Raw genomic sequence first — 15,401 nt, 5'->3', positions numbered from 1 at the left:
ACGCGCGGCGCCGGGCGGGTTCCGTGCGGGTTTCGTGGGCGTCGGCCTCGCGGGTCCGGTCCGGGCGCGCAGCGATGCGATGATGGGGAGGTGAGCACCCCGATCAGCCTCGGCATGCCGGCTGCGCCCGCCCCCGTCCTGGCGCCCCGGCGGGCCTCCCGCAAGATCCGCGTCGGCAAGGTCGAGGTCGGCGGCGACGCCCCGATCAGCGTCCAGTCGATGACCACGACGCCGACCACCGACATCAACGCGACGCTCCAGCAGATCGCCGCCCTCACGGCGTCCGGCTGCGACATCGTCCGCGTCGCCGTGCCCAGCCAGGACGACGCCGACGCGCTGCCGGCGATCGCCCGCAAGTCGCAGATCCCCGTGATCGCCGACATCCACTTCCAGCCGAAGTACGTGTTCGCCGCGATCGACGCCGGCTGTGCCGCCGTCCGCGTGAACCCGGGCAACATCCGCAAGTTCGACGACCAGGTCAAGGAGATCGCGCGCGCCGCGTCCGACGCCGGCGTCTCGATCCGGATCGGCGTCAACGCCGGGTCGCTCGACCCGCGGCTGCTCGCGAAGTACGGCAAGGCCACCCCGGAGGCGCTCGTCGAGTCCGCCGTGTGGGAGGCGTCGCTGTTCGAGGAGCACGGCTTCCACGACTTCAAGATCTCGGTGAAGCACAACGACCCCGTCGTCATGGTGCGCGCCTACGAGCTGCTCGCCGAGGCCGGCGACTGGCCGCTGCACCTCGGCGTGACCGAGGCCGGCCCGGCGTTCCAGGGCACGATCAAGTCGGCGACCGCGTTCGGCGCGCTGCTGAGCAAGGGCATCGGCGACACGATCCGCGTCTCCCTGTCGGCGCCTCCCGTCGAGGAGGTCAAGGTCGGCATCCAGATCCTGCAGGCCCTCAACCTGCGGCCCCGCAAGCTCGAGATCGTCTCGTGCCCGTCGTGCGGTCGGGCGCAGGTCGACGTCTACACGCTCGCGGAGAAGGTCACCGCGGGTCTCGAGGGCATGGAGGTGCCGCTGCGCGTCGCCGTCATGGGCTGCGTCGTCAACGGTCCCGGCGAGGCGCGCGAGGCGGACCTCGGCGTCGCGTCCGGCAACGGCAAGGGGCAGATCTTCGTCAAGGGCGAGGTCATCAAGACCGTCCCCGAGTCGCTCATCGTCGAGACGCTGATCGAGGAGGCCATGCGCCTCGCGGAGACCATGGACCCGGTCGAGGCGGGCCAGGGCGGCCCGACGGTCTCCGTCGGCTGACCCACCGCGCGGCGTCGTCCGCCGGGCGCCCGACGACAGGTCCGGCCGCCCTGCGTGGTGCACAATCCGTGTCATGGGTTCTCGCCGCGCGATGCTGCTCGACGAGCGGGCAGGGGGCCGCGTCCTCGGGGACGTGGACCTGCGCGCCGCGCTCGCCGTCTGCGCGCTCGACCCGGTCGCCGCGGTGCTCGCGACGGCCCGCCTCGAGCAGGCCGCCGTGAGCGGTCTGCGCTCCGCCGGCGGGACGCTCTGGGGGTACGAGCTCGACGGCGCGCTGCGCGCGGTCTGCTGGGCGGGCGCGAACGTCGTGCCCGTCGTCCCCGCCGACGACCCGCAGCTCGCCGCGCGTGCGCTCGACGCGTTCGCGGGCCTCGCGCGCGCCCAGGGCCGGCGGTGCTCGTCGATCGTCGGCTCCGCCGACATGGTCCTCGGCCTGTGGGACCGCCTCAGCCGGACCTGGCCCGCGGCGCGCGAGATCCGGGCGGACCAGCCCTCGATGGTCATCGACCACGAACCGCTCCTGACGCAGGACCCGACGGTCCGCCGCTCCCGTGCCGACGAGTACGACCTCGTGCTCCCGGCGTGCATCCGGATGTTCACCGAGGAGGTCGGCTACTCGCCCGCCGGTGGCCCCGGGGGCCCGTACGAGACGCGCGTCCGCGGGCTCATCGGGTCGGGTCGTTCGTTCGTCCGCGTCGAGCGCGAGGACGGCCGGCGCGGTCCCCGCGACACGATCGTGTTCAAGGCCGAGCTCGGCGCCGTCGCCGGGGGAGTCGCGCAGGTCCAGGGCGTGTGGGTGACGCCCGAGCGGCGCGGCGAGGGGCTGTCGGAGGCCGGGATGGCCGCCGTCGTCCGGCTCGCCAGGTCCGCCGAGACGCCCGTCGTGTCGCTCTACGTCAACGCCTACAACCACCGTGCCCTCGCGGCCTACCGTGCGGTCGGCTTCCGGCAGGTGGGCACGTACGCGACCGTCCTGTTCTGACGTGTCGCCGGCCGGCCGGGGCGGCGACGCGGGCGCGGTCAGCGCAGCAGGCGTGACATCCGCCGGTCGGCGAGGGGCTTGCCGCCCGTCTGGCACGTCGGGCAGTACTGCAGCGAGGAGTCGGCGAACGACACCTCGTGGACCGTGTCGCCGCACGGCACCCCGTCCCAGCCGGGACACGGCTCGCCCGTGCGCCCGTGCACACGCATCCCGCGCCGCTTCGCGTCCTTGAGCTCGGCGGCGGGCCGCCCTGACGCGGCGGCGACGGCGTCGGTGAGCACCTGGCGGATCGCGACCCACAGCGTGGCCGTGCGGTCCGCGTCGAACGAGCGCGTCGGCGCGAACGGGCTCATGCGTGCGGCGTGCAGGATCTCGTCCGAGTAGGCGTTCCCGATGCCCGCGATCGTGCCCTGGTCGCGCAGCAGGCCCTTGACCTGCTGGTTGCGCGCCGCGAGCAGCTCCGCGAGCCGGTCCTCGGTGAACTCGTCCGACAGCGGCTCGACGCCGAGCGTGGCGACCTGCGGGACTTCGCTGGGCTCCGTCACGACGTGCACCGCGAGACGCTTGCGCGTGCCCGCCTCCGTCAGGTCGAACCCCGAGCCGTCGTCGAGACGGACGCGCAGCGCGATGGGGGACTTGCCCGGACGCACCGGCCGCGGCGAGAGCTCGTCGGACCAGCGCACCCATCCGGCACGCGACAGGTGCCAGACCAGGTGCAGCGGCTCGCCCGTCGACGTCGCGACCATGAGGTCGAGCCACTTGCCGTGCCGTGTGACGTCGACGACCGCGCCGCCGACGAGCGCGTCGGGCGGCGGCCGGAACGTCTTCAGCGCGCTGATCGCGCCGACCTCGACGCCGGACACGGCACGGTCCACGGCGCGCCCGCGCAGGAACTGCGCGAGCGCCTCGACCTCGGGCAGCTCGGGCACCCGCCCATCCTGGCCGAGACCGCCCACACCGCGACAGCGGGCGCACGGGCGACCCCGCCACGACCACTAGGCTCGCCCCCATGCTCCTGCGCCTGTCCACGCTCTTCGTCCGCACGCTGCGGGAGGACCCCGCCGACGCCGAGGTCGCGAGCCACAAGCTGCTCGTGCGGGCCGGCTACATCCGCCGCGCGGCCCCCGGCATCTACACGTGGCTGCCGCTCGGCCTGCGGGTCCTGGGCAAGGTCGAGGCCGTGGTGCGCGAGGAGATGCACGCCGCGGGCGCGCAGGAGGTGCACTTCCCGGCGCTGCTGCCGAAGGAGCCCTACGAGGCGACGGGCCGGTGGACCGAGTACGGCCCCAACATCTTCCGGCTCAAGGACCGCAAGGGCGGCGACTACCTGCTCGCGCCGACGCACGAGGAGCTGTTCACGCTCCTCGTGAAGGACCTGTACTCCTCGTACAAGGACCTGCCGCTCACGCTGTTCCAGATCCAGACGAAGTACCGCGACGAGGCGCGCCCGCGCGCCGGCCTGATCCGCGGGCGCGAGTTCGTCATGAAGGACGCGTACTCGTTCGACGTCGACGACGCCGGGCTCGACGCGTCGTACGCCGCGCAGCGCGCCGCCTACCAGCGGGTCTTCGAGCGGCTGGGCCTGGAGTACGTCATCGTCACCGCGACCTCAGGTGCGATGGGCGGGTCGCGGTCGGAGGAGTTCCTCACGCCGACGGCGATCGGCGAGGACACGTTCGTGCGCTCGGCGGGCGGGTACGCGGCGAACGTCGAGGCCGTCACGACCGTCGCGCCGCCCGCGCTCGACTGGTCCGACGCGCCCGCCGCGCACGTCGAGGACACGCCCGACACCCCGACGATCGAGACGCTCGTCGCGGTGTCGAACGAGCGCTTCCCGCGCGCCGACCGGCCGTGGGCCGCGGCCGACACGCTCAAGAACGTCGTGCTCGCGCTCGTGCACCCGTCGGGGGAGCGCGAGCTGCTCGTCGTCGGGCTGCCCGGCGACCGCGAGGTCGACCTCAAGCGGCTCGAGGCGGCGCTCGCGCCGGCGGAGGTCGAGGCCGCGGGGGAGGCGGACTTCGCCGCGCACCCGGAGCTCGTCAAGGGCTACATCGGCCCCGGCGCGCTCGGCCCGAACGTGCCCGTCGCGGAGGGCACCGAGCGGACCGCCGTGCGGTACCTGCTCGACCCGCGCGTCGTCGCGGGCACGCGCTGGATCACCGGCGCGAACGAGCCGGGCCGGCACGTCTACGACCTCGTCGCCGGTCGCGACTTCACGGCCGACGGCACGATCGAGGCCGCCGAGGTCCGCGCGGGCGACCCCGCACCCGACGGCTCCGGCCCGCTCGAGCTCGCGCGCGGCATCGAGATCGGCCACATCTTCCAGCTCGGTCGCAAGTACGCGCAGGCGCTCGGCCTCACGGTCCTCGACCAGAACGGCAAGTCGCAGGTCGTGACGATGGGCTCGTACGGCATCGGCGTGTCCCGCGTGATGGCGGCGCTCGCCGAGGCCAACCACGACGACCGCGGTCTCGCGTGGCCCGCGCACGTCGCGCCCGCGCACGTGCACGTCGTCGCGACCGGCAAGGACGCGACCGTGTTCGACGCCGCCGAGGACATCGCCCGCGCGCTCGTCGGGCGCGGGGTCGAGGTCCTCTACGACGACCGGCCGAAGGTGTCTCCTGGCGTGAAGTTCGCCGACGCCGAGCTGCTCGGCGTGCCGCTCGTCGTCGTCGTCGGGCGCGGGCTCGCCGAGGGCGTCGTCGAGGTCCGGCCGCGCGCCGGTGGCGAGGCCACGCAGGTGCCCGTCGCGGACGTCGTCGAGCACGTCGCCGCGCGGGTCCGCGAGCTGCTCGCCGGCTGAGCCCCCGGCCGCCGGACGACGGCGCCGACGACGGTGTCGCGGCGTCAGCCGGCGGACGGCGTCGTCGCCGCGTCAGCCGGCGGACGGTGTCGACCGCGTCAGCCGGCGGACGGTGTCGGCAGCGGCTCGGCCGCGAGCTCGGGCATGCCCGGGAAGGCGACCGGCGTCGCCCCCCACACGCGCGCACGGCGCGTGGCGTCGGCGAGGCCGGTGAGGAGGTCGCCACGCCCGCCGGCGTCCGCGGAGGCGAGCAGCGTCGCGTAGGTGTCGGCGACCGCGGACTCGACGCCGCGTGCCACGCCGGTCGCGACGGCCGGGTCGTCGAGCCCCGGCGGGAGCGCGTACGCCGCGCGCCGCGGGTCGTCGAGCTGCCCCGTCGAACCGGCGGCGAGCGCCCACCGCTCCGCGTGGTCGCGGTGCGCGGCCGCGGTCTGCTGCGCGAGCGTCCGCTGGTCGCCGCCGAGCTTGGCCGCGACGACCTCGAGCGCGTAGCCGGCCTCGTCGTGCGCGAGCGTGAGGGCGTCGAGGTCGGTCCGGTCCAGGCCCGCGGGCGCCCCGGCGCTCGCGTCGTCGGCGCCGGGGGTCGGAGCCACGGACGGTGTCGAGGGTGCCTCGCCGCCGTCGTCGGTCGAGGCGTCCTCCGTCGTCGGTGCCGGCACGGTGATCTCGGGTGCGGGCAGGCCCAGCGCCGCCGCGAGCCGCCCGGCGAGGTCCGTCCGTGCGGTCGCGACCGAGCCGACGAGGCGCGCGAGCGGGCCGTCGGGCACGGTGTCCGCGTCGGCGAGCGCCGTGGCGGCGTCCTCTGCGAGCGCGGCCAGCACCGTCTCGGCGGTCGGCGCGGGCTCGTCCGGTGCGTCGGTGGGCGACGCCGACGGGGTCGGGTCCGGCAGGCCGGAGTCGTACACACCGCCGAGCTGCTCGGCGTGCAGCTCGCTGAACGCCGCGACGTCGGCCAGCACCGCCGCGACCGGCTCGGCGGGAGCGGAGGCCAGCAGCTCCCGGGCGTCGTCCGCGAGCCCCAGCGCGTCCTCGGCCGTCCGGCCGCGCGCCTGCTCGACCGCGTCGGGGGACGGCTCGACGGGTGGCGGCGTCTCCATCCGCAGGCCGCAGCCCGCCAGCAGGGCGGCAGCGGTGACGGCCACGACGACGGCACCCGCCCGCCGGAGCGGCGCGGGCCGGGGGCGGGCGGCGGTCGGGCGGTTCGGTGCGCTCATCGCCGGTGATCCTCCCACGGCGGCGTGGCGAGTCGACGCCGCGACCGGCGGGTGCGCGCGGACTCGTTACGCTGGTCCCACAACATCACAGGGTCGAGCCGCGTGCCGGTGACCCGTCGGAACCGACAGGAGGCCCTCCCATGGTCGCGCCAGCACCCGCCCAGCGGGTCCGGCAGGTCGTCGCACCGGCGGTGGCCGGCATCGGCCTCCTGCTGGAGGACGTCGAGGTGGCGAGGGCGGGGGCCCGGTCGGTGGTCCGCGTGGTCGTGGACGTCGCCGAGGACGACGAGGGCGAGCTCGACCTGGACCGGGTCGCGGACGTGACCCGCGCCGTGTCGGACGCGCTCGACGCGCAGGACGTCGTGGCGGGGGAGTACACGCTCGAGGTGTCCAGCCCCGGCGTGTCCCGGCCGCTGACGGAGCGGCGTCACTTCGCGCGGGCGGTGGGCCGGTCGGTGACGGTCCGTCTCGCGGACGGCGGGACGGTCTCGGGGCGCCTGACGGGCGTCGAGCGCGGCGCGACGGACGCCGACGACGCGGTCGTCGTCGTCCCCGTGACGCCCGGCGTCAAGGGTCGTCGGCCGAAGACCGGGGATCCCGTGCGCCTGCTGCTGACCGACGTGCGCGACGCGCGCGTCGAGGTGGACCTGAGCGGCCTCGGCCCTGTGGACGACGACGACGTGGCGGGCCCGGGTGCCGACGCCGCCGGGGAGGGCTGACATGGACATCGACATGCAGGCGCTGCGACTGCTGGAGCGCGAGCGGGAGATCAGCCTGGACGTGCTCGTCTCGGCGATCGAGCAGGCGCTGCTGTCCGCCTACCACCGCACGCCGGGGTCGCACCCGCGGGCACGCGTGGAGGTCGACCGCCGCAGCGGGCACGTGACCGTGTGGGCCCGCGAGCCCGCGCCGCTCGGCGAGGACGGCCGTCCGGTCGAGGTGGAGACCCCGGAGTTCGACGACACCCCCGACGGGTTCGGTCGCATCGCGACCGCGACCGCGCGCCAGGTCATCGTCCAGCGGCTGCGTGACGCCGAGGACGACCAGGTGCTCGGCACGTTCCGCGGCAAGGAGGGCGAGGTCCTCGGCGGCGTCATCCAGCAGGGCCGAGACCCGCGCACGGTGCTCGTCGACGTGGGCGGGACCGAGGCGGTGCTGCCGCAGCACGAGCAGGTGCCGGGCGAGGAGTACGTGCACGGCGACCGGCTGCGCGCCTACGTCATCGAGGTCGCGCGCGGCCCGCGCGGCCCGCAGGTGACGCTGTCACGGACGCACCCGAACCTCGTGCGGCGGCTGTTCGCGCTCGAGGTGCCCGAGGTCGCCGACGGCACGGTCGAGATCACCGCGATCGCCCGCGAGGCCGGGCACCGCACGAAGATGGCGGTCCGCGCGACCGTGCCCGGGGTGAACGCCAAGGGTGCGTGCATCGGCCCGATGGGCGGCCGCGTGCGCGCCGTCATGGCCGAGCTGCACGGCGAGAAGATCGACATCGTCGACCACTCCGACGACCCGGCCGAGATGATCGCGCACGCGCTGTCGCCGGCCCGCGTGGTGTCCGTCACGGTCGTCGACGAGGCGGCCCGTGCGGCGCGCGTCGTCGTGCCCGACTACCAGCTGTCGCTCGCGATCGGCAAGGAGGGCCAGAACGCCCGCCTGGCCGCGAAGCTGACCGGCTGGCGCATCGACATCCGGTCCGACGCCGAGGTCCCCGAGGCCGACGGCGGGCCCGCCGCCGGCGCTGCCCGGCACGACGCCGGCGAGGCCCCGCGGCGCGGCGCCGGTCAGCACCGGTGACGCGGAGGGGTAGACTGTCGACGGCTGGGCCGGATGCCCGGCTCTCCTCGCCGAGCAGGCGGACCCCCGACCCCGCACCCGTGGTGGCAGTCGTGGGCCCGGTGCGGACGTGCGTGGGGTGCCGAGCGACCGGCCCGAGGTCAGCCCTGCTGAGGGTGGTCGCCCCCGCCGCCGGTCCCGGAGTCCCGGAGCTGGTCGTGGACGTCGGTCGCCGGATGCCGGGCAGGGGAGCGTGGCTGCACCCCGATCGTGCCTGTCTCGAGCTCGCCGAACGCCACAGGGCGTTCGGGCGGGCCCTGCGGCTGCCGGGTCCGCCCGGCACGCGCGCGGTCCACGAGCACCTCGAGCAGCACGAGCAGTGAGCGTCACCGGGTCCCCCTGGTGACGTGGCCGATCGTCGAGAAGGAAGCGGGTTGGAAGCCGATGGCTACCCGATGAGCACGCACCGATGAGTACCCAGCGATGAGTACCCAGCACTAACGACGGTCCGACCCTGTCCGGGGGCGGGCCAGGACAGGAGAGATGTGGCCAAGGTCCGCGTCTACGAGCTCGCCAAGGAGCTCGGAGTCGACAGCAAGACCCTCATGACCAAGCTGAACGAGCTCGGAGAGTTCGTCCGCTCGGCGAGCTCGACCATCGAGCCGCCCGTCGTGCGCAAGCTGCGCGACACCTACCCCGCAGGTGGCGGTGCCTCGGCACCGAAGGCCGCCGCGCGCCCGGCCCCCGCCGCGCCCGCGGCTCCGGCTCCCGCCGCTCCCGCGCCCGCCGCCGCGGCTCCCGCGCCGGCAGCACCCGCCCCGAGCGCCCCGGCGCCCGCCGCTGCGGCCCCCGCCGCGCCGGCGCAGGCCCCGGCACCCGCACGTCCGGCCCCGGCCGCGCGTCCCGCCGCCCCGGCTCCGGCCGCGTCGGCCGCGCCCGCCCCGGCGCCGTCGCGTCCCGCCGCTCCCGGTCAGGGCCGCCCCGGCGGCTCCGCGCCGACCCCCGGCGGGCGTCCGGCCCCGCGCCCCGCGGCGCGTCCCGGCAACAACCCGTTCGCGCCCTCGCAGGGCATGCCGCGCCAGGGCGAGCGCCCCGGTGCCGGCGGCGGCGGTCCCCGTCCCGGCGGTCCCCGCCCGGGCAACAACCCCTTCGCGCCCTCGCAGGGCATGCCGCGTCCCGGCGACCGCCGTCCCGAGGCCCCCGCGGCCGCGGCCGGCGGCGGCGACCGTCCCGGCGGCCCCCGTCCGGGTGGTCCGCGTCCGGGCGGTCCCCGTCCCAACCCCGGCATGATGCCGGGCCGCACCTCGAGCGGCGTCGGTCGCCCCGGTGAGCGTCCGGCCGGTGCCGGTCGTCCCGGCGGCGGTGGCGGCGGCGGTCGTGGCGGCTTCGGCGGTCGTCCCGGCGGCGGTGGCGGTGCGCCCGGTGCTGGCGGCGGCGGCTTCGCCGGCCGTCCCGGTGGCGGCGGCGGTCGTCCCGGTGGTGCCGGTCGCGGCTCGACGCAGGGTGCGTTCGGTCGTGCCGGCGGTCGTCCCGTCCGCGGGCGGAAGTCGAAGCGGGCGAAGCGCCAGGAGTTCGAGGCGATGCAGGCTCCGTCGCTCGGCGGCGTCAGCGTCCCCCGCGGGAACGGCTCGACCGTCATCCGCCTGCGGCACGGCTCGTCCCTGAACGACTTCGCCGACAAGATCGACGCCAACCCGGCGGCGCTCGTCACGGTGCTGTTCCACCTCGGTGAGATGGCGACCGCGACGCAGTCGCTCGACGAGGACACGTTCGGCGCGCTGGCCCAGGAGCTGGGCTACGTCATCGAGATGGTGTCGGCCGAGGAGGAGGACCGCGAGCTGCTCGGGGCCTTCGACATCGACCTCGACGCCGAGCTCGAGGCCGAGGGCGACGACGACCTGCAGGCGCGCCCGCCGGTCGTGACCGTCATGGGTCACGTCGACCACGGCAAGACCAAGCTCCTCGACGCCATCCGGTCCACGGACGTGGTGGCCGGCGAAGCTGGTGGGATCACCCAGCACATCGGTGCCTACCAGGTCACCAAGGAGCACGAGGGCAACGAGCGGGCCATCACGTTCATCGACACCCCGGGTCACGAGGCGTTCACCGCCATGCGTGCCCGTGGTGCGCAGGTCACGGACATCGCGATCCTCGTGGTCGCGGCCGACGACGGCGTGATGCCCCAGACGATCGAGGCGCTCAACCACGCGCAGGCCGCCAACGTGCCGATCGTGGTCGCGGTGAACAAGGTGGACAAGGAGGGGGCCAACCCCGCCAAGATCCGCCAGCAGCTCACCGAGTACAACCTCGTGGCCGAGGAGTACGGCGGCGACACCATGTTCGTCGACGTCTCCGCGAAGCAGAACATGGGCATCGACCAGCTGCTCGAGGCCGTCCTGCTGACGGCCGACGCGGCGCTCGACCTGCGGGCCAACCCCGACAAGGACGCGCGTGGCGTCGCCATCGAGGCGAACCTCGACAAGGGCCGCGGTGCCGTCGCGACGGTGCTGGTCCAGTCGGGCACGCTGCGCGTCGGCGACGCGATCGTCGCGGGCACGGCCCACGGCCGCGTCCGTGCGATGTTCGACGAGCACGGCAACACCGTCGTCGAGGCGGGTCCGGCCCGTCCGGTCCAGGTCCTCGGCCTCGCGTCGGTGCCGAGCGCCGGTGACACGCTGCTCGTCGCTCCCGAGGAGCGCACGGCACGTCAGATCGCCGAGAAGCGTGAGGCCGCCGAGCGCGCCGCCCTCCTGGCCAAGCGCCGCAAGCGCATCAGCCTCGAGGACTTCACGCAGGCGCTCGCGCAGGGCAAGGTCGAGACCCTCAACCTGGTCCTCAAGGGCGACGTGTCGGGTGCCGTCGAGGCGCTCGAGGACGCGCTGCTCAAGATCGACGTGGGCGAGGAGGTCGACCTGCGCGTCATCCACCGCGGTGTGGGTGCCATCACGCAGAACGACGTCAACCTGGCGACGGTCGACAACGCGATCATCATCGGCTTCAACGTGAAGTTCGCGGAGCGCGTCGAGGACCTGGCCGACCGCGAGGGCGTCGACGTGCGCTTCTACTCGGTCATCTACCAGGCGATCGACGACGTCGAGGCGGCCCTCAAGGGCATGCTCAAGCCGGAGTACGAGGAGGTCCAGCTGGGCTCCGCGGAGATCCGCGAGGTCTTCCGCTCCTCGAAGTTCGGCAACATCGCCGGTTCCATCGTGCGCTCGGGCCTCATCCGCCGGAACACGAAGGCCCGCGTGCTGCGCGGCGGCAAGGTCGTCGGGGACAACCTCACGATCGAGTCGCTCAAGCGGTTCAAGGACGACGCCACCGAGGTCCGCGAGGGCTTCGAGTGCGGTATCGGACTCGGGTCGTTCAACGACCTGCAGGTCGAGGACGTCATCGAGACGTGGGAGATGCGCGAGAAGCCGCGCGTCTGATCGTCTGGAGCGGCCGGGCTCGGTGCCCTGTCCGCGGCCTTCCGGCCGGTCGCCCCTCACGGGGCGACCGGCTGCCAGCCCCACCACGGCCGCGGACAGGGCACCGAGCCCTCCGTGCGCCCTCGTGCGAGGCTTCTAGCTGGTTGGGCTGAGAGAAAGGACGTGTCATGGCTGACACTGCACGGGCCAGGAAGCTGGCGGAGCGGATCCAGCAGGTCGTCGCGCAGATGCTCGACACGCGGATCAAGGACCCGCGTCTCGGGTTCGTCACCGTGACGGACGTCCGCGTGACCGGCGACCTGCAGCACGCCGACGTGTTCTACACGGTGTACGGCGACGACGAGGCGCGCGACGGCAGCGCGAAGGCGCTCGAGAGCGCGAAGGGCGTCATCCGGTCCGAGGTCGGCAAGCAGACCGGCATCCGCCTGACCCCGACGCTCGCGTTCCACCTCGACGCGGTGCCGGAGACGGCGGCGCACCTCGACGCCGCGCTCGTCGAGGCCGCGCGACGGGACGCGGAGGTCGCGGCGCTCGCGTCGCAGGCGTCGTACGCGGGGGAGGCGGATCCCTACCGCCGGCCCGCGGAGGACGAGGACGACACCGAGGCATGACGGCCGGCGTCCCCAGGACGAAGGACGAGCCCCCGACCGGTGCGGAACCGGTCGGGGGCTCGTCTCGTCCGACGGGACGCCGGGACGTCGGGACGTCGGATGGTCGGTCGTCGCGCTCTCGGCGCCGGCCCGCGGTGTCAGTGGCCCCCGACGGCCGTGACGCCGCGGCCCGTGCCACGCGGCATGAGCAGGGCCAGCAGCGCACCGACGCCGACGATCGCGGCGGCCGCGAGCATCGCGGGCTGGAGCCCGGCCAGGTATCCCTCGGGCGTGAGCGTCCCATCGGCGGCCTGGAAGACGGCGACGAGGACCGCGACGCCGAGCGCGCCGCCGAGCTCGCGGATGGTCGCGTTGACCGACGAGGCGGTGCCGTGGTCGTCGGGGACCATGTCGGCGAGGACCGCGGTGGCGCTGGGCGCGAAGGTCAGCCCCATGCCGATGCCGGCGAGCGCGAGGCCCGGCACGAGGTCCGCGTAGACGACGTCGCCGCCGACGAGCAGCCCCTGCCACGCGAGGCCGAGCGCCTGGAGCGCGAGCCCGGCCGTGAGGAGCGGACGGACGCCGACGCGCGGGGCGAGCATGCCGGCGAGCGGGGCCACGAGCATGGGCGCGGCGGTCCACGGCAGGGTGCGCACGCCGGCCTCGAGCGGCGAGTAGCCCATGCCGACCTGGAGGTACTGCGACAGCAGGAAGACGATGCCGAACACGCCGACGGAGAACAGCAGCGCGGTCGCGTTGGCGACGGCGAACGACCGGACGCGGAACAGGCGCAGCGGGACGAGCGGGTGGGCGGTGCGCGACTCGCGGACGAGGAACGCGGCGAGCAGGACGGCGCCGAGCACGAGCCCGCCGACGACGCGCGCAGAGCCCCAGCCGTCGTCGTTGCCACGGATGATCGCCCACACGGTCGCGAGGACGCCGGTGCCGGCGAGGAGCAGACCGGGCACGTCGATCGGCTGCCGGCGCCCGTAGGACTCGGGCAACGCCCACCGCACGAGCGGGATCGCGACGATCGCGACGGGCACGTTGATCCAGAAGATCGCCTGCCACGCGATGCCGTCGACCACGGCCCCGCCGATGACCGGCCCGAGCGCGACGCCCAGGCCGGAGACGGCGCCCCAGATGCCGATGGCCATGGCGCGCCGTGCGGCGGGGACGGACCCGGCGAGCAGCGTGAGGGACAGGGGCATGACGGCGGCCGCGCCGGCTCCCTGGACGGCACGGGCGGCGATGAGCGTGCCGGCGTCGGTCGCGAGCGCGGAGGCGATCGACGCGAGCGCGAAGACGACGATGCCGGCGACGAAGACCCGGCGGCGGCCGAGCCGGTCGCCGAGCGTGGCGGCGGCGATCATGAGGCTCGCGAAGGACAGCGTGTAGGCGTTGACCATCCACTGGAGCTGCTCGAGCGACGCGGACAGCTCGACCTGCAGGACGGGCAGCGCGGTCGTCATGACGAGGTTGTCGAGCGTCGCCATGAACATCGGCAGCGACGCGGCGACGAGCGCGACGCCGACCGGGACGGCGCGACCGGGGCGCCGCTGGGCGGGCCGGACCGTGCTGCTCGGAGCAGGGCTCGCGCCCGGGGGAGGTGCGGTGGCGGTGGCGGTCACGACGACTCCTCGGCTTGTTGGCATTGAGTGATTACTAACAAGCGACGAACGTAGGCATCGACTGATAACCTGTCAAGGTGTCGTCCACGATCGAGCAGAGCAGCGCCCCGCAGCGCATGACCGGGGCCGAGCGGCGCGAGCAGATCCTCGCCGCCGCGCGGCGCGTCTTCGGCGAGGGTGGGTACGCCGCGTCGACCGACGAGGTCGCGCGCGCCGCCGGGGTGTCGCAGCCCTACGTCGTCCGCCTCTTCGGGTCCAAGCGCGAGCTGTTCCTGGAGGCGTACCGGCAGGCGAGCGAGCAGGTGCTCGCGACGCTCGGCAGCGTCCCGGCCGGCCCCGAGGCCGCCAAGCGGATGGGCGACGCGTACGTCAGCCTGCTCGAGGACCGCGACCTGCTGCGTCTGCTCATGCACGGCTTCATCGCGGGCGGCGACCCCGAGGTGGGCCGCGTCGCGCGCCACACGCTCGGCGAGGCGTTCCGGCTGTTCCGTGAGCGGTCCGGCGGCACGGACGACGACGCCCGTCTGTTCGTCGCGCAGGGCATGCTCATCAACGTGCTGCTCGCCGTGGACGCCCACCGGCACACGGGCGAGGACAGCGGCATGGACGGCCTCGTCCTGTGCACGCTCGAGCACCTCCCGATCCCGTGAGTCGCCCGACCCCGACCGGCCCTCGCCGCCCCACCGCCGCCGACGGTCTCGTCGTCGTCGACAAGCCGCAGGGCTGGACCAGCCACGACGTCGTCGCGCGCACGCGCCGCCTCGCCGCGACGCGCAAGGTCGGGCACGCCGGGACGCTGGACCCGATGGCGACCGGTGTGCTCGTCCTCGGCATCGGCCGTGCGACCCGCCTGCTCACCTACGTCGTCGGCGCCGACAAGGAGTACACCGCCACCGTCCGGCTCGGTGTCGCGACCACGACCGACGACGCGGAGGGCGAGGTCGTCGAGGTCCGCGACGCGTCCGGGATCACCGAGGCCGCGCTCGACGCGGCCGTCGCCGCGCTCACCGGCCCCATCCTGCAGGTGCCCAGCTCGGTCTCCGCGATCAAGGTCGGCGGCGAGCGGGCGTACGCGCGCGTGCGGGCGGGGGAGCAGGTCGAGCTCGCCGCGCGCCCCGTCACCGTGGAGCGCTTCGACGTGCACGAGCGCCGCCGCGTCGTGGTCGACGGGTCGGTCGTGCTCGACGTCGACGTGACCGTCGTCTGCTCGTCCGGCACGTACGTCCGCGCGCTCGCGCGGGACGTCGGCGCGGCGCTCGGCGTCGGCGGTCACCTGACGGCGCTGCGGCGCACCCGGGTCGGCGGCTTCGGTCTCGATGTGGCACGCACGCTGGACGAGCTCGCCGCCGAGCCCGACGACGCGCCGCTGCCCGTGCTGCCGCTGGCCGACGCGGCGCGCGCGACGTTCCCGGTGCGCACCCTGGACGAGGACGAGGTCCGGGCGCTGTCGTACGGCCAGTCGCTCGCGCCGGTGCCGGGCGGGCCGGCCGGGACGGTCGCCGCGATGGCGCCCGACGGCACGCTCGTCGCGCTCGTCGAGGAGCGAGGGCCGCGCGTGCGCCCGGTGCTGGTGTTCGCTCCCGCGTCGACCTGAGCGGCCCGATCGCCCCCGCGGTGACCGCATCCAGGACCGAATCGTTTCGGTCGCATCGATCCGCTTCCCCGCCCGTCACCGCCGTGCCTAACCTGCCCGCGCCGCACCGGTGCTCCCGTCCCGGATGGGAGC

General features: G+C 74.9%; 13 protein-coding genes. 10 read left to right on the top strand and 3 right to left on the bottom strand.

Annotated elements, in window-relative coordinates; genetic code table 11:
* Positions 1-90: 90 nt before the first annotated feature.
* Entirely contained in the window at positions 91-1,251 is a 1,161-nt protein-coding gene (gene ispG, locus OOT42_RS12435) for a flavodoxin-dependent (E)-4-hydroxy-3-methylbut-2-enyl-diphosphate synthase (protein WP_273651520.1), read from the top strand.
* A 73-nt stretch (positions 1,252-1,324) separates the two neighbouring features.
* Entirely contained in the window at positions 1,325-2,233 is a 909-nt protein-coding gene (locus OOT42_RS12430) for a GNAT family N-acetyltransferase (RefSeq protein ID WP_273651519.1), read from the top strand.
* A 38-nt stretch (positions 2,234-2,271) separates the two neighbouring features.
* Here OOT42_RS12430 and OOT42_RS12425 read toward each other — a convergent pair whose 3' ends face one another.
* Complete coding sequence (locus tag OOT42_RS12425; protein ID WP_273651518.1) at positions 2,272-3,162, bottom strand: Fpg/Nei family DNA glycosylase; 891 nt, start codon at positions 3,160-3,162, stop codon at positions 2,272-2,274.
* Positions 3,163-3,242: 80 nt separating this feature from the next.
* On the opposite strand from OOT42_RS12425, the gene OOT42_RS12420 reads away from it, so the two are divergent.
* Positions 3,243-5,036: a proline--tRNA ligase gene (locus tag OOT42_RS12420; protein WP_273651517.1), complete on the top strand. Its 1,794-nt coding sequence runs from the start codon at positions 3,243-3,245 to the stop codon at positions 5,034-5,036.
* Positions 5,037-5,134: 98 nt separating this feature from the next.
* On the opposite strand, the gene OOT42_RS12415 is transcribed toward OOT42_RS12420, so the two are convergent.
* Positions 5,135-6,250: a DUF4439 domain-containing protein gene (locus tag OOT42_RS12415; RefSeq protein WP_273651516.1), complete on the bottom strand. Its 1,116-nt coding sequence runs from the start codon at positions 6,248-6,250 to the stop codon at positions 5,135-5,137.
* Positions 6,251-6,390: 140 nt separating this feature from the next.
* Here OOT42_RS12415 and rimP point away from each other — a divergent pair, with 140 nt between their 5' ends.
* From rimP to rbfA, 5 genes are all read left to right on the top strand, one after another.
* Complete coding sequence (gene rimP, locus OOT42_RS12410) at positions 6,391-6,969, top strand: ribosome maturation factor RimP (protein ID WP_273651515.1); 579 nt, start codon at positions 6,391-6,393, stop codon at positions 6,967-6,969.
* A gap of 1 nt (position 6,970) precedes the next feature.
* On the top strand, positions 6,971-8,044 hold the full coding sequence (nusA, locus tag OOT42_RS12405) for a transcription termination factor NusA (protein ID WP_273651514.1): 1,074 nt from the start codon (positions 6,971-6,973) through the stop codon (positions 8,042-8,044).
* The gene (locus OOT42_RS12400; protein ID WP_273651513.1) at positions 8,041-8,406 is read left to right on the top strand and encodes a YlxR family protein; all 366 of its coding nucleotides are present in this window, start codon (positions 8,041-8,043) and stop codon (positions 8,404-8,406) included. The genes nusA and OOT42_RS12400 overlap by 4 nt, the downstream gene beginning before the upstream one ends.
* A gap of 162 nt (positions 8,407-8,568) precedes the next feature.
* Positions 8,569-11,454, top strand: coding sequence for a translation initiation factor IF-2 (infB, locus tag OOT42_RS12395; RefSeq protein WP_273651512.1), 2,886 nt, complete (start codon positions 8,569-8,571; stop codon positions 11,452-11,454).
* Positions 11,455-11,621: 167 nt separating this feature from the next.
* Positions 11,622-12,065, top strand: coding sequence for a 30S ribosome-binding factor RbfA (gene rbfA / locus OOT42_RS12390; RefSeq protein ID WP_273651511.1), 444 nt, complete (start codon positions 11,622-11,624; stop codon positions 12,063-12,065).
* A gap of 137 nt (positions 12,066-12,202) precedes the next feature.
* Here the strand turns inward: rbfA and OOT42_RS12385 are convergent, their stop codons facing one another.
* Complete coding sequence (locus tag OOT42_RS12385) at positions 12,203-13,675, bottom strand: DHA2 family efflux MFS transporter permease subunit (RefSeq protein WP_273651510.1); 1,473 nt, start codon at positions 13,673-13,675, stop codon at positions 12,203-12,205.
* 77 nt (positions 13,676-13,752) lie between these two features.
* Between OOT42_RS12385 and OOT42_RS12380 the strand changes: the two genes are divergently transcribed.
* Positions 13,753-14,325: a TetR/AcrR family transcriptional regulator gene (locus OOT42_RS12380; protein WP_273651509.1), complete on the top strand. Its 573-nt coding sequence runs from the start codon at positions 13,753-13,755 to the stop codon at positions 14,323-14,325.
* A complete protein-coding gene (truB, locus tag OOT42_RS12375; protein ID WP_273651508.1) occupies positions 14,322-15,269 on the top strand; it encodes a tRNA pseudouridine(55) synthase TruB in 948 nt (315 codons plus the stop codon). The genes OOT42_RS12380 and truB overlap by 4 nt, the downstream gene beginning before the upstream one ends.
* The last annotated feature ends 132 nt before the right edge of the window (positions 15,270-15,401 follow it).

It is taken from the genome of Cellulomonas fimi (genome assembly GCF_028583725.1).
Lineage (GTDB): Bacteria > Actinomycetota > Actinomycetes > Actinomycetales > Cellulomonadaceae > Cellulomonas > Cellulomonas fimi_B.
Note: the sequence above shows the minus strand (reverse complement) of the source record. Positions and strands in the feature narration are given on the sequence as shown.